Below are 22,326 nucleotides of genomic sequence, written 5' to 3' on the forward strand. Positions count from 1 at the left end.
ATTAGCTGAGCGGATCGTCGGCTTCGCTCGCATCGCCACTGGCGCTCGCCGCCGCATACGCGTGCGGATCGAACAGCGGATGCCGCGCGGCTTCGGCCGCCGTCAGCACCGGCGACACACAGCAGTCGAGCGGCTCCAGCAGCACCACCCAGTCTTCCAGCACACGCGCGCCGATCACGTCAGCCAACTCCCGCATCAGCGCGACGGCATCCGGGCCGCCGATCGCCTGCCCAAGGCTCCAGTGGCGGGTCGCCCACTCGGGCCGGTCGAGCGCCATGCACAGCGTTTCCCAGAACTTCAGTTCGAGCGCGCCAACTGCGAGCCAGCGCCCATCCAGCGTGCGGTACAGGTTATAGCAGGGCACGCCGCCGTTCAGCAGGCCGGTGCCCGCAGCGGGGGCGGCGCCTTCATTGGCGAGCGCGACCTGGGCGACGATGTTGTGCGCGTAGGTGACATGCGCCATCGACACGTCGACGAAGCGGCCTTCGCCGCCGCGCGACACATGCCATAGCGCCGCGAGAATCTGCGTGACCGCGCTCAGCGCGCCGCCGAGCAGATCGGCGATCTGGAAGTTCGGCACGATCGGCGTGCCGTCGCGGCTTGCCAATTGATCGAGCACGCCCGCGTAACCGATGTAGTTCAGATCGTGGCCGGCGTGATCCGCGAAAGCACCGCATGCGCCGTAGCCGCTTATCGCGCAGTAGACGAGCCGCGGATTGTCCGCGCGCAGCGTCGGGTAGCCCAGACCGAGCCGCTCCATCACGCCGGGACGGAAGCTCTCGATCAGCACATCCGCTTGCGCCGCCAGCGCGCGCAGCACATGGCGTCCCGCTTCGGATTTGAGGTCCAGCCGCGTCTCGCGCTTGCCGCGATTCACGAGCCGGTAAAACGCGCCCGGCCGCCCCGCGACGCGATCGGCGGACGACTGCATCATCGTGCGGGTCGGGTCGCCCGCGCCGGGCGCTTCGATCTTCAGCACGTCGGCGCCCAGTTCGGCGAGCCGCAGCGCGGCCACCGGGCCTGGCAGCAGACGCGTCAGGTCGAGCACACGCAGTCCTTGCAGCGCGGGCGGCGCGGCAGCGCTGGAAGCGGATGAAGCTGACGAAGCCGGCGCGGTGGCCGATGACACGGTTGATGATGTCGCTGAAGACAAAGCCAAGCTCCCGCCGGTGCCGGCGCGGACCGCAAACAGCGCCCCGCTAGCCGATCTGTTCGAGTTCCTCGTGAGTCTCGAGCCATTCGGTTTCGAGCGTTTCGAGGCGCGCGTTCACGTCTGCCTGACGGCGGATTGCCTCCGTCAGCCTGCTTTTCTGCTCGGGCTCATAGCTTGCCGGATCGACGACGAACGCGTCGAGCGTCGCCTTTTCCGCGTTGAGCGTGTCCATCTCTCTTTCGATCTTCGCGATTCGGCTTTGCAGCGGCTTTTTCAGGTGCGCGAGCTTCTGCCGCGTCTGGGCGTCGAGCCGGCGCTGATCCTTGCGATTGACGCCGCTATCCGCGTTGCTGTCCACGCCATTGACGGCGCCGCCCGCTTTGAGCGCCGCGCGCTGCTCGGCCGCATGTTGCAGCAGCCAGTCGCGATAGTCGTCGAGATCGCCGTCGAACTCCGTCAGCCGGTGTTTGGCGACCAGCATGAACTGGTCGGTGGTGGCGCGCAGCAGATGCCGGTCGTGGGACACGAGAATCAGCGTGCCTTCGAATTGCGCGAGCGCCATGGTCAGTGCATGACGCGTTTCGAGATCGAGGTGGTTGGTCGGCTCGTCGAGCAGCAGCAGGTTGGGCTTCTGCCAGATGATCAGCGCAAGCGCGAGACGCGCTTTCTCGCCGCCGGAGAAGGGCGCGATCTTCGAGGTCGCCATCTCACCGGAAAAGTTGAAGCTGCCGAGGAAGTCGCGCAGCTCCTGTTCGCGTGTGTCCGGCGCGAGACGCGCGAGATGCTGCAGCGGGGTGTCGTCCGCGCGCAGCGTTTCGAGCTGATGCTGCGCGAAGTAGCCGATGCGCAGACCCTTGCCTTCGCGCACGTGACCGCCGAGCGCGGGCAGCGTGCCGGCCAGCGTCTTGATCAACGTCGATTTACCCTGGCCGTTTGCGCCGAGCAGCCCGATACGCTGACCGTTCTGGATCGACAGCATCACGTGATCGACGATCGGAATCTCGACGCCTTGTTCGCCGTGGTAGCCGCAGCGCACGTCTTCCATCACCATCATCGGATTGGGCGCGGAATCCGGGGCGCGGAACTCGAACGTGAACGGCGAGCTCGCATGCGCGGGCGCGATCAGCTCCATCTTTTCGAGCGCCTTCACGCGGCTTTGCGCCTGGCGCGCCTTGGTGGCCTGCGCCTTGAAGCGGTTGATGTAGCTCTGCAGATGCGCGACCGTGCGCTGCTGCTTTTCGTACGCGCTCTGCTGCAGCGCGATCTGCTGCGCGCGCAGCACTTCGAACTGCGAGTAATTGCCGCCGTAACGCTTGATCTGCTGCTGCTCCAGATGCAGCGTGACGTTGCAGACCGAATCGAGAAATTCGCGGTCGTGCGAGATCACGACCAGCGTGCCGGCATAGCGATGCAGCCAGTCTTCGAGCCAGACGATTGCGTCGAGATCCAGGTGGTTGGTCGGTTCGTCGAGCAGCAGCAGGTCGGAGCGGCACATCAACGCCTGCGCGAGATTGAGTCGCATGCGCCAGCCGCCCGAAAAGCTGCTGACCGGCTCGCGGGTTTGTTCGAGCGTGAAACCGAGGCCGAGCAGCAATGCCTCGGCACGCGCAGGCGCGGTGTAGCCGTCGGCGTCCGCAAATGCGGCGTGCGCCTCGCCTTCGGCCGCGCCATCGTGCGCGGCGGACGCCGCGGCGATGCGCGCTTCGATCGCGCGCAACGCGGCGTCGCCGTCGAGCGCGTAGTCGAGCGCGCTCTTGTGGGCGGCGGGCGTTTCCTGCGCGACGTGGGCGATGCGCCAGGTGGGCGGAATCGAAAAGTCGCCGCCGTCCGCATGGAGTTCGCCGAGCAGCACGGCAAAGAGCGTCGACTTGCCTGCGCCGTTCGCCCCTACGAGGCCGGCCTTTTCGCCGGGGTTCAGGGTGAAGGTGGTGTTGTCGAAAAGCGGCTTGGTGCCGCGCGCGAGGCTGAACTGATTAAAGCGGATCACGAAGAGGCCGGCGAAAGAAAACCGCTATTTTAGACTGCCCGCAGCGGTACAGGGCGCCCGCTCGGGATCGGCCATTCGGCCGACTGTTGCCGCGCGGCTTTTGGCATAGACTGTCGGCTTTACACGGGGGACCCCATGACATCGATTTATTCCTTTTCGGCACGCACGCTCGGCGGCGAACAGGTGAGCCTCGAGCCGTATCGGGGCAAGGTCCTGCTGATCGTCAATACGGCGAGCGAATGCGGCTTCACACCGCAGTACGCGGGCCTGCAGAAGCTGTACGAGACGTACGCGGCGCGTGGGCTCGCGGTACTCGGTTTCCCTTGCAACCAGTTCGGCAAGCAGGAGCCGGGCGACGCCGCGCAGATCGGCAGCTTCTGCGAAAAGAACTATGGTGTGACTTTCCCGATGTTCGACAAGATCGACGTGAACGGCGCCAACGCGCATCCGCTGTTTCGCTATCTGACGGGCGAGGCGCCGGGCTTGCTGGGCCTCGAGGCGATCAAGTGGAATTTCACCAAGTTTCTGATCGGGCGTGACGGCGACGTCGTGAAGCGCTATGCGCCGCTGACCAAGCCCGAGGCGATCACCGAGGATATCGAAAAGCTGCTGTGAGAAGCGGCCGCTAAAGGATCGGCGAGAAAAGCCGCGCCACGTGCATCAGCACGCGCCGCAGCGCGCTTGCCTGACGGTACTCGTTGCGGTCGATTTCGCGTGATTCGGCGAAGTCGTTCAGCAGCATCGTTTCGACCTCCTGCGCAAAGCCGCGGTCCACGGTCAGCACCATGATCTCGAAGTTCAGACGGAACGAGCGGTTGTCGAGATTGGCGCTGCCGATCGCGGCTGCCACGCTGTCGATCAGCAAGACTTTCTGATGCAGGAAGCCCGGCTGGTAGCGGAAGATCCGGATACCCGCGCGCAGCGAGTCGTACGCGTAAAGCTTGGAGGCGGCGAACACCACACGGTGATCGCGCCGGCTCGGAATCAGAATGCGCACGTCGACGCCGCGCAGCACCGCGAGGCGCAGCGCCGAGAATACCGCTTCGTCGGGCACGAGGTAGGGTGTGGTGATCCAGATTCGTTCGCGTGCCGCGTTGATCGCCGCGACGAAAAAGAGCGAACAGGTCTCCTGCTTGTCGGCGGGGCCGCTCGGCACCACGAGGCAGTGCATGCCCTCATCATCGGAGCGATGGTTCGGCTGATGACTCTGCGCGGCGCACGGCACGTCGAACTCGGGCAACTGCTGGGTGGCCCAGTACCAGTCTTCGGTGAACACGAACTGGATGCTGGCGACTGCCGGGCCGCGCACCTCGATGTGCGTATCGCGCCACGGCGACAGCGGCGGCCTGCCGCCGAGATATTCGACGCCGACGTTATGGCCGCCCACGAACGCGCGCTCGCCATCCACCGAGACGATCTTGCGGTGATTGCGAAAGTTCAGCTGCAGGCGGTTGACGAAACGCCGATTGGTGGCGAACGGATGCGTTACCACGCCGCCCGCGCGCAGCGCCGCGACGTAGCGGTGCGGCAGATCGAAGCTGCCGATGCTGTCGTACAGGAAATAGACGCGCACGCCTTGCTGCGCCTTGGCGATGAGCGCGTCTTTGAACATCTGGCCGAGCGCATCGTCGCGCACGATGAAAAACTGCACGATCACGTAGCGGCGGGCGCTGTCGATCGCCTGGAAGATGGCCTCGAAGGTGGCCGTGCCATTCACGAGGATGCGTACGGCGTTGCCGGGCAGGAACGGCATGCCGCCCAGGCGGGTGAGCGAGTGCACGAGTCTCTGGCCGAGTTGCTGCGTGGGCAACCCAGCCGACGACGCCAGCGTGTCCCATTCGGGCGGATGCGCGCGCGTGCGCAGCAGCTCGTTTTCGACGCGGCGCGCGTCGGCATAGCCGGCGAATTTGCTGCGGCCGAGGAACAGGTAGGGCACCAGCGTCAGGTACGGCATCGCAACCAGCGACACGGCCCACGCGATGGCGCCTTGCGAGGTGCGGGTATTGAGAATCGCGTGACACGCCGCGACCACGCCGAGGATATGGGCGAGGGCGACCAGCGGGCCGACGTGAAGCAGGTCGAGTTGCATAGGCTCGCGAAGAGTTGGCGAAGCGCCACACGTTGTTAGCGGATGCGGTGGCTGGAGCGCGGGGCTCCGGGGCCGCGCTATAAAAGGCGCAGACCCAGGCGCAGCCCCGGGCGGTGCCAGGTGATGCGACGCAGCGCGCCGGACACACCTTAAGCGGTGCAGACCTCAGCGATTGTCCACCCTGAAACCCAGCGCCTTCAAACTGCCGCGCGCAGTCGAGCGCCTGCAAAGCGCGCCCGAAAGCTACGCGAGACGCCCGCACCCACCTGCCGCGTGCATCGCGCCGTTCATCAAAAGATCAAACCGGCAGATCCGCCGCCTGAATCAGAAACACGTTGTCGTCCCCTGCGCTGGTCGACAGCCACACCAGATTCAGGCCGCCAAACGCGGCTTCGACATGCGCGCGCTCATTGCCGATCTCGATGACCAGCACGCCGTTGTCCGTCAGCCAGTTACGCGCGTCGGCAATGATCCGGCGCACGATGTCCATGCCGTCGGCACCGCCCGCGAGCGCCATCTCCGGCTCGTGTTTGTATTCGGCGGGCAGTTCCTGCATGGACGCCGCGTTCACATAAGGCGGGTTGCTGAGGATCACGTCGTAGCGACGTTCGGCGAGCGGCGCATACAGGTCGCCCTCGAACAGCGCGATGCGGTCCTCGAGCTTGTAGTCCGTCACGTTGCGCGTGGCGACTTCCAGCGCGTGCGCCGACAGGTCGACTGCGTCGATATCCGCGTTCGGGAACGCGTGCGCCGCCAGAATCGCGAGGCAGCCCGAGCCGGTGCACAGCTCCAGCACGGCGCTGACCTGCTCGGGGTCTTCCACGTAGGGCTGCAAACCATCCTGCAGCAGTTCGCCGATGAACGAACGCGGCACGATCACGCGCTCGTCCACATAAAAGCGGAAGCCGTGCATCCACGCTTCCTGCGTGATGTACGCGGCCGGCACACGTTCGGCGGCGCGCCGCTCGATGACGTTCAGCACGGCGTCGATCTCGGCTGCGCTCAGGCGCGCGTCGAGGAAGGGGTCCAGCAGGTCGAGCGGCAGATGCAGCGTGTGCAGGATCAGATACGCGGCTTCGTCGTAGGCGTTGGCCGAGCCGTGGCCGAACGACAGTTCGGCCTGGTTGAAGCGCGACACCGCAAAACGCAGCAGGTCGCGAACAGTGGAAAACGGGAGCGTCATCGCAAATAGTCCTGGGTCAGGCGATCAGTTGTTCGAGCACGCGTCGATACACGTTCTTCAGCGGCTCGATGTGTGCGACTTCGATATGTTCGTCGATCTTGTGGATGCTGGCGTTTAGCGGGCCGAATTCGATCACCTGCTTGCAGATGCGCGCGATGAAGCGGCCATCGGACGTGCCGCCGGTGGTCGACAGTTCGGTGGTGACGCCGGTTTCGTCCTTGATTGCCTGTGCAAGCGCGTTCGACAGATCGCCGCGCGGCGTGAGGAACGGCAGCCCGCTCACGCTCCAGTGCAGATCGTACTCGAGCCCGTGCTTGTCGAGGATCGCATGCACGCGCGCCTGCAAGCCTTCCACGGTGCTGGCCGTCGAGAAGCGGAAGTTGAACATTGCTTCGGCGTGGCCCGGGATCACGTTGCTCGCGCCCGTGCCGCTGTGCAGGTTCGACACTTGCCACGTGGTGGGCGGGAAGTATTCGTTGCCGTCGTCCCAGCGAACGGACACCAGTTCGGCCAGCGCGGGCGCGAGCAGGTGCACCGGATTTTTCGCCAGATGCGGATAGGCGATGTGGCCTTGCACGCCCTTGACGATCAGCTTGCCCGACATCGAGCCGCGCCGGCCGTTCTTCACCATGTCGCCGAACCGCGTGCTCGAGGTCGGTTCGCCAACGATGCAGTAATCCATGCGCTCGCCGCGCGCCTGCAACGCTTCGACCACCTTGACCGTGCCGTCGGTGGCCGGGCCTTCTTCGTCGCTCGTGATCAGGAAAGCGATCGAGCCGCGATGCGCGGGATGCGCCGCGACGAATTCCTCGCTCGCCACCACGAAGCCGGCGATCGACGCCTTCATGTCCGCCGCGCCGCGGCCGTACAGCTTGCCCTCGCGGTGCGTCGGCTCGAACGGCGCTGAATGCCATTGTTCGAGCGGACCGGTCGGCACCACGTCGGTATGGCCGGCGAATGCGAGCAGCTTGCCGCGCGTACCGTCGACGCCGCGCTTGACGGCCCACAGGTTCGTCACGCCGTTCGATTCGATCGTCTCGTGCTCGAAGCCGAGCGCGGACAGGCGTTCGATCAGGAGGCGCTGGCAATGCTGGTCGTCGGGCGTGACGGACGCGCGCGCGATCAGTGCTTCGGTAAGGGCGAGGGTGCCGGACATGGATTCAGTGCAAGCCACTTGGAAATGAAAAAATGCCGGCTGGCGGTTGAACACCGCAGCCGGCAACAGCGTTTGATGCACGCGGCGAGGCCGCGCTTACTTTGCTACCGCTTGGCTACTTTCACCGCTCTTTGCGTCGGGTCCCGGCTCTGGCGCCGGCGCTCGCGCGGCTCGCGACAGCTGCGTTGCGTTGAGCGCTCTGCGCAACGGGTTCACGCAAAAAGCGCCGCATATTCGTCCGCCGAAAAACCGAGCGATTTGACCCGCCCGTTGACCACCAGCACCGGCCGCTTGATCACCGACGGCTTGTGGATCATCAACGCGATCGCGCCGGGCTGCGTTTCGGCAGCCGCCTTCATGCTGTCGGACAGCGCGCGCCATGTCGTGCCGCGGCGGTTGAGCAACGCGTCGAGCTTCACGTCCTTCAGCCAGTCCTGCACGAGCGGCTCGGTCACGCCGGCCTTCTTGAAGTCGTGAAACTCGAACTCGACGCCGTGCTCTTGCAGCCAGACGCGGGCTTTCTTCACGGTGTCGCAGTTCGGGATGCCGTAGACGACGGTTTTGGTGCCGCGCGCCATCAATCGCCTCGCAACAGCTCGTTCAGGCCGACCTTCGCGCGCGTCTTCGCGTCGACCTTCTTGACGATCACCGCGCAGTACAGGCTGTGCGAGCCATCTTTCGACGGCAGGTTGCCCGCCACCACCACCGAGCCTGCCGGAATACGGCCGTAGCTGACTTCGCCGGTTTCGCGATCGTAAATCTTGGTGCTCTGGCCGAGGTACACGCCCATCGAAATGACCGAGTTCTCTTCGACGATCACGCCTTCGACCACTTCCGAGCGCGCGCCGATGAAGCAGTTGTCTTCGATGATGACCGGGTTGGCCTGCAACGGCTCCAGCACGCCGCCAATGCCCACGCCGCCCGACAGGTGCACATTCTTGCCGATCTGCGCGCAGGAACCGACGGTGGCCCAGGTGTCGACCATCGTGCCTTCGTCGACATAGGCGCCGATGTTGGTGTACGACGGCATCAGCACGACGTTCTTCGCGATGAACGAGCCACGGCGCGCGATGGCGGGCGGCACCACGCGGAAGCCGCCGGCGGCGAAGTCTTCAGCGGTGTAGCTGGCGAACTTGGAGGGCACCTTGTCGTAGAACTGGCTGTAGCCGCCGGCCGGCATCGGCGCGTTGTCTTCGAGACGGAACGACAGCAGCACGGCTTTTTTCAGCCATTGATTGACGACCCAGTCGCCGCCCTTTTTTTCGGCGACGCGCAGCGCGCCCTTGTCCAGTTGCTCGATCGCGTGCGCGACGGCTTCGCGCACTTCGGCCTGAGCGGCCTTCGGTGACAGTTCGGCGCGGTTTTCCCAGGCGGTGTCAATGATCTGCTGAAGTTGTTGCGACATATGCGTGCTTTTCTGAAGAGTAGAAGTCTGAAGAAGGGGATGCCGCGCGCGGCCTTGCGTGAAATTCGCGAGCTGCCTCGCCGATCTCAGCCAGCGACCGCCCGGCAAAAATCGACGATCCGTTGCGCGCCCTCGGTGCATTCGTCGACGTCGGCGACCAGCGCGAGGCGCACGAAATTGCGGCCGGGGTTCACGCCGTGCGCAGTGCGCGCGAGGAACGACCCCGGCAGAACCGTCACATTATAGTCGGCGCGCAGGCGCCGGGCGAACTCGGTATCCGTGAGGCCGGTGCGCGAGACGTTCGCCCACAGGTAGAACGCCGCATCCGGCAGACGCACGTCGAGCACCTCGGCGAGCATCGGCGTGACCGTGGAAAACTTTTGCAGGTACTTCGCGCGGTTCTCGCGCACATGCGTTTCGTCGTTCCAGGCCGCAATGCTCGCGCTCTGGAAAACAGTCGACAACGCCGCGCCGTGGTAGGTGCGGTAGAGCAGGAAGGCCTTGAGGATCGCCGGGTCGCCGGCGACGAAGCCCGAGCGCATGCCCGGCACGTTCGAGCGCTTGGACAGGCTCGACAGCATGACCAGACGCTCGAAGCCGCGGCCGAGCTTGTGCGCGGCTTCCAGGCCGCCGAGCGGGGGATGCGCTTCGTCGAAATAGATCTCGGAGTAGCACTCGTCCGATGCGATTACGAAGCCGTAGCGCTCCGACAGCGCGAACAGTTCGCGCCAGTCGTCGAGCGTGAGCACCGCGCCGGTCGGGTTGCCCGGCGAGCAGACGTACAGCAGTTGCGTGCGCGCCCAGATGTCGGCCGGCACCGCCGCGTAGTCGCACGCGAAGTTGCGCGCGGGGTCGCTATTGACAAAGTACGGCTGCGCGCCGCCAAGAAGCGCCGCGCCTTCGTAGATTTGGTAGAACGGGTTCGGACAGAGTACGATCGCAGGCTCGCTGCCTGGGTCGCGCTGCGGGTTGAGTACGGTCTGCGCGAGCGCGAACAGCGCCTCCCGCGAGCCCGCTACCGGCAGCACCTCGGTGGCCGGATCGATGGACGGCAGGCGGTAGCGCTGCTTGATCCACTGCGCAATCGATTCGCGCAGCGCCGGTGTGCCGAGCGTGGCAGGATACGCGGCGAGGCCGCCGAGCGATGCGATCACGGCGTCGCGGATTAACGGCGGCGTCGGATGTTTCGGCTCGCCGATGCCAAAGCTGATAGCCGCAAGGCCGGCTGGCGGCGTGACGTCTTCAAAAAGCACGCGCAGCTTTTCGAACGGATAGGGCTGAAGCGAATCGAGTAGCGGGTTCACGGGGCGGATCGAGCCTGATCGAAGATGGGCACACGCGCGCTGGAAAGAGCGGGACACGCGCGGGGCGGCAACGAGTGTCGACTGCGCGGGACCGACCGGCCGGCAACGGCGGCGAGCGGATGATTATAGCGTGGTGAACATTGGCGCGGCGCGCACTGGGGTGACGACAGTTGGCGCGATGCCCTGGGGCGGACGGCCAAGATGGCGCGAGCGGCTCGGCGGTGCAGCCTGGCTGCACCTGGCCTGTAGCGACAGCTACTGGCAAGCGGGAGCCTGGGCCGCGGCAACAGCATCGGTGGGCAACCGCAACAGCGGCAACAGCGCCAACAGCGGCAACAGCGGCAACAGCGGCAACAGCGGCAACAGCGGCAACAGCGGCAACAGCGGCAACAGCGGGAGTGCCGGCAAAACAGGGCGAGTGCCGCAATAGTGGCAGGGCGGCATGCAGCGGACACAGTGGCAAGAGCGGCAGGCAGCCGCAACATCCTCAGACGACCGCGACCAGGCAACCAGGGACCGCCCGAAAACGAGCGCCGACTGGAAAGACACAGCGCGCCATGATGCAATGGCGCAACCGGTCAGACGGCGCACAAAGCGTTGCAGCAGGAACGACGCGCCCCCGGACGGTTCGCGATAAAAATGCAGGAGCAGCAATGTACCCAGCAGTCCCGAAGACGATCTGGCCGAACGGTCGGAACCGGGCCACAGTCCGCGACGGCGACGATATCACAGCCCCCGTCGCTAGCCGCACCGCCAACCCGTGCGCGAAAAGCACCACCGGCAAGCCCACACGCCCCACCCCCCGGAGCGCCGCGCGATGAACAACTGGCTTCGCAACGGCTGGCCGACGCTCGCGATCATGCTGGGCGCCTCGGTATGGGGAATGATCTGGTATCCGCTGCGCATGCTGGCGGCCCTCGGCGTCACCGGCACGGCGGCCAGCGCGCTGACGAGCGGCGCTGGCTGCCTGTTCGTGCTGCTGGTGCGCCGCCGCGCGCTCAAGACCGTGAGCTGGCACTGGCTGCTACCGGCGCTGGCTCTTGCAGCGGGTATCACCAACCTCGGCTTCGTGTGGGGCTCGATTCACGGGCAGGTCATGCGCGTGCTGCTGCTGTTCTATCTCACCCCCGCATGGACCGCGCTGTTTGCACACTTCATCCTGCATGAACGGCTGAGCTGGTCGGGCGCGGCGCTGGCGGCGCTGTCGCTGGCGGGCGCAATGACCATGCTGTGGTCGCCTCGGCTCGGCTTGCCGATGCCCGGCAATCTCGCCGAATGGGCGGGCCTCGCGGGCGGCATGGGCTTCGCGATGAGCAACGTGCTGATCCTCAAGACGAGCCGCGTGCTGCCGGACATGAAGCCGGAAATGCGCACCGCGGTGATCTTCGGTGGCGCGGCGATCTTCAGCGCGTGCGCGTCGCTGTTCGAAGCGATGCCCGCGCCGCCCACCGGCGCGCATCTGGGCACCGCCGCGCTGCTGGTGCTCGGCCTCGGTCTGCTGCTCGCATCGAACAATATGCTGGTGCAGTACGGCCTCGCCCGCGTGCCGGCCAATCGGGCGTCGATCATCATGCTGTTCGAACTCGTGGTCACGGCGTTGTCCGCGTGGCTGTTCGCCGGCGAGACCCCGGGCCCGCGCGAATGGGCCGGCGGCGTGTGCATCGTGCTGGCTTCGGCGCTATCGAGCTGGGTGCACCGGAGCAAGGCGTTGCCGCCCGACCCCTCCACCGAGGACGCGAGCGAGCCCGCGCACGGCGGCAACGGCAGCGCGGGCGGCACGGGTGGAACAGATAGCATGGGCGCGAACGGTCCGGGCGACCGTAAGGGCGGTAAGAATCGTCCACGTGCGATGGTATGATTGCCCCTCATTAGCCGACGCATGCGCGAGCGTGTGCAGCCGGCGCCCGTGTTCCGAGGGTTTGCGGGGTTCGCGGGCCGTTTCGCTGCATCGGCGAACGGCGCTCGCGGCCTTCACGAGCCACCCATTTTTTTCCCTTTTCAAACAGCGAAATCGCCGTGCGTCTGACCTCGATCAAACTCGCTGGCTTCAAGTCATTCGTCGATCCCACGCATTTCCAGGTTCCGGGCCAGCTCGTCGGCGTGGTGGGACCGAACGGGTGCGGCAAGTCCAACATCATCGACGCCGTGCGCTGGGTGCTCGGCGAATCGCGTGCCTCGGAGCTGCGCGGCGAGTCGATGCAGGACGTGATCTTCAATGGCTCGACGGCGCGCAAGCCCGGCAGCCGCGCCAGCGTCGAACTGGTGTTCGACAATGCCGACGGCCGCGCCGCCGGCCAGTGGGGCCAGTATGCCGAAATCGCCGTCAAGCGCGTGCTCACGCGCGACGGCACCTCGAGCTACTACATCAACAATCTGCCGGCGCGCCGCCGCGACATTCAGGACATCTTCCTCGGCACCGGCCTCGGGCCGCGCGCGTACGCGATCATCGGGCAGGGCATGATCGCGCGGCTGATCGAGGCGAAGCCCGAAGAGCTGCGGGTGTTCCTGGAAGAGGCCGCCGGCGTGTCGAAGTACAAGGAACGCCGCCGCGAGACCGAGAACCGTCTGCACGACACGCGCGAGAATCTGACGCGGGTCGAGGACATCGTGCGCGAACTGGGCGCCAATCTCGAGAAGCTCGAAGGGCAGGCCGTGGTCGCCACGCGCTACAAGGAACTGCAGACCGACGGCGAAGAGAAGCAGCGTCTGCTGTGGCTGTTGCGCAAGAATGAAGCCGGCAGCGAGCAGCAACGCCAGCAGCGCGCGATCGAACAGGCGCAGATCGACCTCGAAGCGCAAACCGCGAAGCTGCGCGAAGTCGAAGCGCAACTGGAAACGCTGCGCGTTGCGCACTACTCGGCGAGCGACGCCATGCAGGGCGCGCAAGGCGCGCTGTACGAAGCGAACTCGGAAGTCAGCCGGCTCGAAGCCGAGATCAGGTTCATCGTCGAATCGCGCAACCGTGTACAGGCGCAGATCGCCGCATTGAGCGCGCAACGCGAGCAGTGGCAGTCGCAAGCCGAAAAGGCGCAAGGCGATCTCGAGGACGCTGAAGCACACCTGAGCGTCGCCGAAGAAAAAGCCACGCTGGCCGAAGACGAAGCCGCCGCCAAGCACGACGCGATGCCCGCGCTCGAAGCGCGCTGGCGCGATGCGCAGACCGAGCTGAACGCCGAGCGCGGCGGCATCGCGCAGACCGAACAGGCACTCAAGCTCGAAGCCGCGCATCAGCGCAATGCCGATCAGCAATTGCAGCAGTTGCAGCAGCGACACGAGCGGCTCAAGCTGGAAGCGGGCGGTCTCGACGCCCCGGACGAAGCGCAGCTCGAAGAACTGCGCATGCAGCTCGCCGAGCACGAAGAGATTTTGCATGATGCGCAAGCGCGTCTCGGGCAAGCGCAGGAAACGCTGCCTCGCCTCGACGGCGAACGCCGCACCGCACAGGAACGCGTGCAGGCCGAAAACGCGCAGATTCATCAGCTCGATGCGCGTCTGGCCGCACTCAGGCAGTTGCAGGAAAACGTCCAGACCGAAGGGAAGATCCAGCCGTGGCTCGAAAAGCACGAGCTGGGCGGCTTGCCGCGTCTATGGAAGAAGCTGCACGTCGAAGCCGGCTGGGAAACCGCGCTCGAAGCGGTGCTGCGCGAGCGCGTTGCCGCGCTGCAGGTGTCGAACCTCGACTGGGTCAAGGCATTCGCTACCGACGCGCCGCCCGCCAAGCTCGCGTTCTACGCGCCGCCCGCGGCCGGCCAGCCGGTCGCCACGCCGCCCGCGCTGCGGCCGCTGCTGTCGCTCGTGCGCATCGACGACGCCGGCATTCGCGCGGTGCTGAACGACTGGCTCGGCCTCGCGTTCGCCGCCGACGATCTGCAGCAGGCGCTCGCCATGCGCTCGCAATTGCCCGAAGGCGGCTCGTTCGTCGTGAAGGCGGGTCACGTGGTGACGCGCGTGGGCGTGCAACTGTATGCGGCCGATTCCGAGCAGGCCGGCATGCTGGCCCGTGAGCAGGAAATCGAAAATCTCGCGCGCCAGGTGCGCGCGCAGGCCTTGCTCGCCGATGAAGCGAAGGCCGCCGCGATCCGCGCCGAAGCCGCCCATACGCAAGCCGCGCAAGCGCTGACCGAGCTGCGTCAGCAGGCCGAGCGCGCGACGCAGCGCGTGCACGCGCTGCAGATGGATGTGCTCAAGCTCACCCAGGCGCATGAGCGCTATACGCAGCGCAGCACACAGATTCGCGAGGAACTCGAAGAGATCACCGCGCAAATCGAAGAGCAGCGCGCGATGCGTGCGGAGTCGGAAGCCAATTTCGAGCGGCACGACGCCGAACTCGCGCAATTGCAGGCGCGTTTCGAAGATCACCAGCTCGCCTTCGAAGCGCTCGACGAAGCGCTGAGCACCGCGCGCGGCCAGGCGCGCGAGCTCGACCGCGCCGCCACCGACGCGCGCTTCGCCGCACGCAACATGGCCAACCGCATCGACGAATTGAAGCGCAGCATTCAGGTCGCGCATGAGCAGAGCGAGCGCGTCGCGGTGTCGCTGGAAGACGCGCGCGCCGAACTCGAAACCATCAACGAGCAGACCGCGCACACCGGCTTGCAGGACGCGCTCGACGTCCGTTCGGTCAAGGAAGCAGCGCTGCACGCCGCACGCCTCGAACTCGACGACCTGACCGCCAAACTCCGCTCCGCCGACGAAGCGCGCCTCACCGCCGAGCGCGCGCTGCAACCGCTGCGCGAGCGCATCAACGAATTGCAGTTGAAGGAGCAGGCCGCGCGCCTGAACGGCGAGCAGTTCATCGAGCAACTCGAGGCGGCGGGCGTCGACCTGGCCGAACTGCAGGGCAAGCTCACGCCGGACATGAAGCCGTCGTATCTGCAGGGCGAAGTCACGCGCATCAACAACGCAATCGCCGCGCTCGGCCCGGTCAACATGGCCGCGCTCGACGAGTTGAAGGCCGCCACCGAGCGCAAGTCTTTCCTCGACGCGCAATCGGCCGACCTGACGAGCGCGATCGAGACGCTCGAAGACGCCATCCGCAAGATCGACGCCGAAACGCGCACGCTGTTGCAAGGCACCTTCGACGAAGTCAACCGTCACTTCGGCGAACTGTTCCCGCGCCTGTTCGGCGGCGGCCAGGCGAAGCTGATCATGACCGGCGACGAAATCCTCGACGCCGGTGTGCAGGTGATGGCGCAGCCGCCGGGCAAGAAGAATTCGACGATCCATCTGCTGTCGGGCGGCGAGAAAGCGCTGACCGCGACCGCGCTGGTGTTCGCGATGTTCCAGCTGAATCCGGCGCCGTTCTGTCTGCTGGACGAAGTGGACGCGCCGCTCGACGACGCCAATACCGAACGGTTCGCCAACCTCGTGCGGGCGATGTCGGACAAGACCCAGTTCCTGTTCATCTCGCACAACAAGATCGCGATGGAAATGGCACAGCAGCTGATCGGGGTGACCATGCAGGAGCAAGGCGTGTCGCGCATCGTGGCGGTCGACATGGAAACGGCGGCGGGTTTCGCCCAGAATATCGTTTGATTCAAGCCTTCGCGGGCGCTCGCGGTTCAGCAGCGGCCAACGCCGCGCGACGTGGAGCGAGCGCACAAACCGCGCGGATAGAAGAATTGCTGATGGAGCATGCATGGACGAGTTGACACTCGGTTTGATTGGCGCGGGTGCCGTGGTGGTGGGGGGCGTGGTCGTGTACAACGCGTGGCAGGGCGCGAAGGTGCGTCGCAAGATGCCGCGGTCAATGCCCGCCGAGACCGTCGAGAGCTTCGCGCGGGACGATCAGCAGGAGCAGAGTCCGTTCATCGAACCGGCCCGGCCGACCTCGCGCCGCGAACCGGTGGTGGGTTCCGACGCGGCTGCCGAAACGACGGCGGCGCGCGTCGAGCCGACTTTTGGCGGCAACCCGGGCGTATCGGTCGCGCCGCTCGACACGCCGGCCGATATCCAGGCCGAGACGATCACGCCGAACGGTTTGCCGGAAGCCGAGGGCGTCGCCGAGGCGGAAGGGGAAGGCGCGCATCCCGTCCCGGCTGGCGAGTCCCCTCGAGCCGCGCCAGCCGCGCGCGAGGCTAGCCAGGCAGCCGAACTGGCCGAGCCGATCTTGCCTGCCGCCACGACGTTCTCGGCGGCGCCGCCGGCTGTCGTCGATCGACGCATCGACTGCATCGTGCCGATTCGCCTGAACGGGCCGGTCGCGGGCGATAAGGTGCTGCCGCTCGCGCAGCGCCTGCGTCGCGCGGGCAGCAAGCCAGTGCATATCGAAGGCAAGCCCGAGGGCGGCGCATGGGAGCTGCTGCAAAACGGCGTGCGCTATGAAGAGCTTCGCGCGGCCGCGCAACTGGCCAACCGTAGCGGTGCGCTGAACGAGCTCGAATTCTCGGAGTTCGTCACCGGCGTGCAGCATTTCGCCGACGCGCTCGACGCGGCGCCGGAATTCCCCGATATGCTCGAAACGGTCGCGATGGCGCGCGAACTCGACGGCTTCGCCGCGCAATGCGACGCGCAACTGTCGATCAACGTGCTGTCGGACGGCGCGCCCTGGTCGGCCAACTACGTGCAGGCGGTCGCGTCGCAGGACGGCTTGCTGCTCTCGCGCGACGGCACGCGTTTCGTCAAGCTCGACGCACGCCAGAGTCCGGTGTTCATGCTGCAATTCGGCGACACCAATTTCCTGCGCGACGACCTCACGTACAAGGGCGGCCAGATGATCACGCTCGTGCTCGACGTGCCGGTCGCCGACGAAGACATCCTGCCGTTCCGGCTCATGTGCGACTACGCGAAATCGCTGGCCGAGCGCATTGGCGGACGGGTAGTCGACGATGGCCGCCGTCCGTTGCCGGAAACCGCGTTGCTCGCCATCGAGAAGCAGTTGATGACGCTCTACGCGAAACTCGAACAAGCGGGCATTCCGGCCGGGTCGCCCGCCACGCGGCGCTTGTTCAGCCAGTAAGCCGCATAGCTATTGCGAAGCGCCGGACGGCCGCACGATGTGCGGCCGTCGCCGTTTGCGGCGACGCTTGCCGGGCTCGATCTGTCGTGGCTGCTGTGCCTGGCTCATGTGCCTGGCTCATGTGCGTCTTCCTACCGCTGACCACCCACTGAGATCGACCCGACACCTGGCCATTCGGACGATGTAAAGGGGCACGCTTCCTGCGATAATCCAAGGTCTGAATTGACCCACCCAACCGTCCGCAAGCATGGCCCGAACTTCCGCCTCTTCCCCTGCAACCAGCGCTCCCGCCGAACGCGCCGCATGGCTGCGCGCGGAACTCGAACGCGCGAACTATGCGTACTACGTGCTCGACCAGCCGGACTTGCCGGACGCGGAATACGACAAGCTGTTCAAGGAGCTGGAGAGCATCGAGTCGGAGCATCCCGATCTGATCGTGCCGGACTCGCCCACCCAGCGCGTAGGCGGCGAGGCGGCAAGCGGCTTCGAGCCGGTCGTGCACGACCAGCCCATGCTGTCGCTGAATAACGGTTTCGCCGACGAAGACATCGTCGCATTCGACAAGCGCGTCAGCGACGCGCTCGGCAAGAACGGGAACGCGTCGCCGGTGCCGGTCGCGGTCGAATACGCCACCGAGCTGAAGTTCGACGGTCTTGCGATCTCGCTGCGCTACGTCGACGGCGCGTTCGTCCAGGCGTCCACGCGCGGCGACGGCGCCACCGGCGAGAACGTCACTGAAAACGTCCGCACGATCCGCTCCATTCCACTGAGGCTCAAAGGCAAGCGGGTGCCGCACCTGCTCGACGTGCGCGGCGAAGTGCTGATGTTCAAGCGCGACTTCGAACGTCTGAACGAACGCCAGCGCGCCGCCGGGCAAAAGGAATTTGCCAATCCGCGCAATGCGGCGGCGGGCAGCTTGCGGCAACTCGATTCGAAGATCACCGCTGCGCGGCCGCTGTCGTTTTTTGCTTATGGCATCGGCGTGCTGGAAGGCATCGAAATGCCGGCCACGCATAGCGGACTGCTCGACTGGTATCAGGAGCTCGGCCTGCCGGTGAACGGCGAACGCGCGGTGGTGCACGGCGCCGAAGGTTTGCTGGACTTCTTCCACGCGGTCGGCGAGAAGCGCGACTCGCTGCCGTACGACATCGACGGCGTGGTTTATAAGGTGAACCGGCGCGACGAGCAGGATGCGCTCGGCTTCGTGTCGCGCGCACCGCGTTTTGCGCTGGCGCACAAGTTTCCGGCGCAGGAAGCGCTGACCCGACTCGTCGCGATCGACGTGCAGGTCGGCCGCACCGGCGCCATCACGCCGGTCGCGCGGCTCGAACCCGTGTTCGTCGGCGGGGCGACGGTGACCAACGCCACGTTGCACAATGAAGACGAAGTGCGCCGCAAAGACATCCGCATCGGCGACACGGTGATCGTGCGGCGCGCCGGCGACGTGATTCCCGAAGTGGTGAGCGCGCTGCTCGAACGCCGTCCGGCCGATGCTCGCCAGTTCGTGATGCCGACGCAGTGTCCGGTGTGCGGCTCGAACATCGAGCGGTTGCCCGACGAGGCGATCGCGCGCTGCACCGGCGGGCTGTTCTGTCCGGCGCAGCGCAAGCAGGCGCTGTGGCACTTCGCGCAGCGGCGCGCGCTCGATATCGACGGCTTGGGCGAAAAAATCATCGATCAACTGGTCGAACAGAATCTGGTGCGTACGCCGGCCGATCTGTTCAACCTCGGCTTCGCGACGCTCGCGGAACTCGACCGCTTCGCCGAAAAATCTGCGCAGAACCTGCTCGGCTCGCTGGAAAAAGCCAAGCACACCACGCTGGCGCGCTTTATCTACGCGCTCGGCATTCGCCACGTGGGCGAATCGACGGCGAAAGATCTGGCGAAGCACTTCGGCTCGCTGGACCCGATCATGGAGGCATCGGTCGAAGCATTGCTGGAAGTCAACGACGTTGGGCCGGTAGTCGCCGAGTCGATCCATCAGTTCTTCGCCGAAGAGCACAACCGCACGGTGATCGAGCAGTTGCGCGCGCCGGGCAAGGTCAGCTGGCCCGAAGGGCCCCCCGCGCCGAAGAAGCCGCAAGGCGTGCTGGCCGGCAAGACGGTCGTGTTGACCGGCACCTTGCCGAGGCTCGCCCGCGAGGAGGCGAAGGAAATGCTCGAGGCAGCCGGCGCGAAAGTGGCGGGGTCCGTGTCGAAAAAGACGGACTATGTGGTGGCCGGGGCGGAAGCCGGCAGCAAGTTGGCGAAGGCCGAGGAACTCGGTATCCCCGTGCTCGACGAAGATGGTATGCGTAAGCTCCTGGAGGGGCAGTCATGATCCGCGAAATTCTCAAGATGGGCGATCCGCGCCTGTTGCGCATTGCCGATCCAGTCGATCACTTCGACACGCCAGAACTGCATGAACTGGTCAAAGACATGTTCGAGACCATGCACGACGCGAACGGCGCAGGCCTTGCGGCGCCGCAGATCGGCGTCAATCTGCAGGTGGTGATCTTCGGCTTCGGCACGAACGCGCGCTATCCGGACGCGCCGTCGGTGCCGGAGACGGTGCTGGTCAATCCGACCGTGAGCCCGGTCTCGCTCGACATGGAAGAGGGCTGGGAAGGTTGTCTGTCGGTGCCCGGTTTGCGTGGGGCGGTGAGCCGGTTTTCGATGATCAAGTATCACGGCTTCGATCAGTACGGCAAACCGATCGACCGGGTCGCCGAGGGGTTTCACGCGCGTGTCGTGCAGCACGAGTGCGATCATCTGATCGGCAAGCTATATCCGATGAGAATCAACGATTTCGCAAAGTTCGGCTTCACTGAAGTGCTGTTTCCGGATATGGATCCGAATAGCGACGACTGAGGTTGCTGCGCAGTTACTGTGTGCGGCAGCTTGAGCGCGCCCCGCCGGTCGAGCCGGCAATAAAAAACCCACGCAAACACGTGGGTTTTTCATTGGAGTGACCGCCTCGCGCTCGAGCGCCTGCGCTCGCGGCTTGCTCAAAAAGACGTTCTCAGAACGATTCGTCCGCCGCCAAGTAGCGCCATTGGCCCGGCGGCAGGGCGCCCAGCATCACGCGACCCATGCGCACACGCTTTAAGCCGATCACTTCGAGGCCGACCAGTTCGCACATCCGCCGGATCTGGCGTTTCTTGCCTTCGCGCAGCACGAAACGCAACTGCTCGCCGTTCTGCCAGCTGACCTGTGCGGGCTTGAGCGGCACGTCGTCGAGCGACAGTCCGTGACGCAGCAGTTCGAGACTTTCCTGCGGGAAGTGGCTTTCGACGTCTGTGGCGTGTTCGCCATAGGCCACCCGCACCAGGTATTCCTTGTCGATCTCCGAATGGCCGCCGATCAGTTGCTTGGCGACGCGGCCGTCCTGCGTCAGCACCAGGAGGCCCGTCGAATCGATGTCGAGACGGCCGGCCGGCGCAAGTTGGCGCAGGTGCGCGACGGAGAAGCGGATTTCGGAGTGGTCGCCTTCCCAGCGATTCTCCGGCGTGACCAGTGTGATCGCCGGCTGATAGCCATCTTCCGCCTGGCCCGACACGAGGCCGATCGGCTTGTGGATCAGCACCGTCATCTGGCTAGCTTGCGCGGCTTCGGCGGCGGGGTCGATCTCGATGCGCTGGTCCGGACGAACCTTGGTGCCCAAGGTGTCGATGCGCTCTCCGTCTACGAGCACCCAGCCCTTTTCGATCCACTCGTCCGCTTCACGGCGCGAGCACAGGCCGAGCTCGGACATCAGCTTCGACAGACGCAAGGTGCCAGGCGCGTCCTCGTAATCGCGACGGGGCGTGCGCGGGGCGGGATTGGCGTCGGCGCCGCTACGGTCATCGCGGCGCTGCGTGCGTGTCGCTGACGTGGCGGCGCGCGGCTTGTCGGCGCGGGCCGCGCGGTCGTCGCCGAAGCGGCGCGGCGCCGACGGCTGCGCGGTGTTGAAGCTGCGCGACGGGCGCTCGCTGCGTTCACTGCTGCGCGCGGGGCGATCGTTGGACTCGCGTTTGGCCGGGGCACGGTCGCCGCGCTCGTAGCCGTCGCGCGGAGCGCGTGCCGCAGTGTCAGCGCGGTCGCCGTAGCCGCTTTTCACGGGTTTTGAAAAGCTGCGCTCGCCGCGTTCGGTCGAGCCGCGCTCGCTGTCGAAACGACGCGGGACGCTGTCGCTGCGCGGGCTGCGATCGCCGCTGCGACGCTCTTGCGGAGCACCACGGTCGCTGCCGAAACGGGGGCGAGAGGACGCGTCGCGTTCGCGGGCCATGGGGCGTGCGCCTCGCAGTGCATTTTCCGACGGACGGCCGGCCCCTGGGCGCGCTCCGGTGGACGGGCGACGGTCGCCGTCGTCGCGGCGAGGGCCGCGTTCGTTGCGATCGCCGGTATTCTCGAAACGGCGCGGTGCGCGTTCGCCTGCGCCTTCGAAGCGACTTGGCGCGCGTTCGCCTGCGCCTTCGAAGCGGCGCGGCACGCTCTCGCTTCGCGGTCCGCGGTCGCTGCTGCGACGATCTTGTGGAGCGCCACGGTCGCTGCCAAAACCGGGGCGAGCGGATGCGTCGCGTCCACGGCCCGTCGGGCGTTCACCGCGGGGTGCATTTTCCGACGGACGGCCAGCGCCTGGCCTCGCTCCGGTGGACGGGCGTCGTTCGCCGTCGTCGCGCCGAGGGCCGCGTTCGTTTCGATCGCCCGTGTTCCCGAAGCGGCGCGGTGCTCGGTCGTCACCGCCTTCAAACCGCCGGGGTGCGCGTTCACCGCGCTCAGCACCGCCTTCAAACCGCCGAGGCGCGCGTTCGCCGCGCTCAGCACCGCCTTCAAAGCGCCGGGGCGCGCGTTCACCGCGCTCAGCACCGCCTTCAAAGCGCCGGGGGGCGCGTTCACCACGCTCGCCACCACCTTCGAAACGGCGCGGCGCGCGTTCCCCGTCCTCACGGCGCGGCCCGCGCTCCGCGGCAGCCCCTTCCCGGCGCGGCGGCCGATCCGACGCGGCCCGACGCGCTGCACCCGCGGCACCCGCGTCCCGCTCGCGCGGAAACGACCGCTCGGCACGCGGCGCACCCGCACTGCCACCCGCCGGCTTGCCGCCCGCCGGCCGCTTGCCCGCGCCACCCGTGC

The 22,326-nt window shown here is 66.3% G+C and carries 17 protein-coding genes; 7 read left to right on the top strand and 10 right to left on the bottom strand.

Going from position 1 to position 22,326, the window contains the following annotated elements; all coding sequences use genetic code 11:
- Nucleotide 1: 1 nt before the first annotated feature.
- A complete protein-coding gene (locus tag ABQJ48_RS01050) occupies nt 2-1,063 on the bottom strand; it encodes a CaiB/BaiF CoA transferase family protein (protein WP_367835956.1) in 1,062 nt (353 codons plus the stop codon).
- Nucleotides 1,064-1,199: 136 nt separating this feature from the next.
- The gene (locus tag ABQJ48_RS01055) at nt 1,200-3,140 is read right to left on the bottom strand and encodes an ATP-binding cassette domain-containing protein (protein ID WP_367835374.1); all 1,941 of its coding nucleotides are present in this window, start codon (nt 3,138-3,140) and stop codon (nt 1,200-1,202) included.
- A 135-nt stretch (nt 3,141-3,275) separates the two neighbouring features.
- Here ABQJ48_RS01055 and ABQJ48_RS01060 point away from each other — a divergent pair, with 135 nt between their 5' ends.
- Nucleotides 3,276-3,755: a glutathione peroxidase gene (locus ABQJ48_RS01060; protein WP_367835376.1), complete on the top strand. Its 480-nt coding sequence runs from the start codon at nt 3,276-3,278 to the stop codon at nt 3,753-3,755.
- Between the two features lie 10 nt (nt 3,756-3,765).
- Here ABQJ48_RS01060 and cls read toward each other — a convergent pair whose 3' ends face one another.
- The 6 genes from cls to dapC all read right to left on the bottom strand — a co-directional run bounded on the left by cls (nt 3,766) and on the right by dapC (nt 10,277).
- Entirely contained in the window at nt 3,766-5,229 is a 1,464-nt protein-coding gene (cls, locus tag ABQJ48_RS01065) for a cardiolipin synthase (protein ID WP_367835378.1), read from the bottom strand.
- Between the two features lie 298 nt (nt 5,230-5,527).
- Complete coding sequence (prmB, locus tag ABQJ48_RS01070) at nt 5,528-6,412, bottom strand: 50S ribosomal protein L3 N(5)-glutamine methyltransferase (protein WP_367835380.1); 885 nt, start codon at nt 6,410-6,412, stop codon at nt 5,528-5,530.
- Between the two features lie 16 nt (nt 6,413-6,428).
- Entirely contained in the window at nt 6,429-7,568 is a 1,140-nt protein-coding gene (dapE, locus tag ABQJ48_RS01075; RefSeq protein WP_367835381.1) for a succinyl-diaminopimelate desuccinylase, read from the bottom strand.
- A gap of 212 nt (nt 7,569-7,780) precedes the next feature.
- Nucleotides 7,781-8,146 carry an ArsC family reductase gene (locus ABQJ48_RS01080; RefSeq protein ID WP_367835382.1) on the bottom strand — a complete coding sequence of 122 codons (366 nt, stop codon included), beginning with the start codon at nt 8,144-8,146 and terminating at the stop codon, nt 7,781-7,783.
- A complete protein-coding gene (gene dapD, locus ABQJ48_RS01085; protein ID WP_367835383.1) occupies nt 8,146-8,973 on the bottom strand; it encodes a 2,3,4,5-tetrahydropyridine-2,6-dicarboxylate N-succinyltransferase in 828 nt (275 codons plus the stop codon). The genes ABQJ48_RS01080 and dapD overlap by 1 nt, the downstream gene beginning before the upstream one ends.
- Nucleotides 8,974-9,059: 86 nt before the next feature.
- Nucleotides 9,060-10,277: a succinyldiaminopimelate transaminase gene (gene dapC / locus ABQJ48_RS01090; RefSeq protein ID WP_367835385.1), complete on the bottom strand. Its 1,218-nt coding sequence runs from the start codon at nt 10,275-10,277 to the stop codon at nt 9,060-9,062.
- A 130-nt stretch (nt 10,278-10,407) separates the two neighbouring features.
- Between dapC and ABQJ48_RS01095 the strand changes: the two genes are divergently transcribed.
- The 6 genes from ABQJ48_RS01095 (at nt 10,408) to def (ending at nt 20,085) form a co-directional block, all read left to right on the top strand.
- Complete coding sequence (locus tag ABQJ48_RS01095) at nt 10,408-10,707, top strand: hypothetical protein (RefSeq protein WP_367835386.1); 300 nt, start codon at nt 10,408-10,410, stop codon at nt 10,705-10,707.
- Between the two features lie 387 nt (nt 10,708-11,094).
- On the top strand, nt 11,095-12,135 hold the full coding sequence (locus tag ABQJ48_RS01100) for a DMT family transporter (protein ID WP_367835388.1): 1,041 nt from the start codon (nt 11,095-11,097) through the stop codon (nt 12,133-12,135).
- A 158-nt stretch (nt 12,136-12,293) separates the two neighbouring features.
- On the top strand, nt 12,294-15,812 hold the full coding sequence (smc, locus tag ABQJ48_RS01105; RefSeq protein ID WP_367835389.1) for a chromosome segregation protein SMC: 3,519 nt from the start codon (nt 12,294-12,296) through the stop codon (nt 15,810-15,812).
- Between the two features lie 103 nt (nt 15,813-15,915).
- Complete coding sequence (locus ABQJ48_RS01110; RefSeq protein ID WP_367835391.1) at nt 15,916-17,235, top strand: cell division protein ZipA C-terminal FtsZ-binding domain-containing protein; 1,320 nt, start codon at nt 15,916-15,918, stop codon at nt 17,233-17,235.
- A gap of 247 nt (nt 17,236-17,482) precedes the next feature.
- Complete coding sequence (gene ligA, locus ABQJ48_RS01115; protein ID WP_367835393.1) at nt 17,483-19,555, top strand: NAD-dependent DNA ligase LigA; 2,073 nt, start codon at nt 17,483-17,485, stop codon at nt 19,553-19,555.
- Entirely contained in the window at nt 19,552-20,085 is a 534-nt protein-coding gene (def, locus tag ABQJ48_RS01120; protein WP_367835394.1) for a peptide deformylase, read from the top strand. Before ligA ends, def begins: the two co-directional genes overlap by 4 nt.
- Before the next feature lie 151 nt (nt 20,086-20,236).
- Here the strand turns inward: def and ABQJ48_RS01125 are convergent, their stop codons facing one another.
- Both ABQJ48_RS01125 and ABQJ48_RS01130 read right to left on the bottom strand, forming a co-directional pair.
- Entirely contained in the window at nt 20,237-21,313 is a 1,077-nt protein-coding gene (locus tag ABQJ48_RS01125; protein ID WP_367835395.1) for a pseudouridine synthase, read from the bottom strand.
- Entirely contained in the window at nt 21,310-22,092 is a 783-nt protein-coding gene (locus tag ABQJ48_RS01130) for a hypothetical protein (protein ID WP_367835396.1), read from the bottom strand. Before ABQJ48_RS01130 ends, ABQJ48_RS01125 begins: the two co-directional genes overlap by 4 nt.
- Nucleotides 22,093-22,326 lie beyond the last annotated feature (234 nt).

Source organism: Paraburkholderia suaedae, assembly GCF_040812055.1.
Classification (GTDB): domain Bacteria; phylum Pseudomonadota; class Gammaproteobacteria; order Burkholderiales; family Burkholderiaceae; genus Paraburkholderia.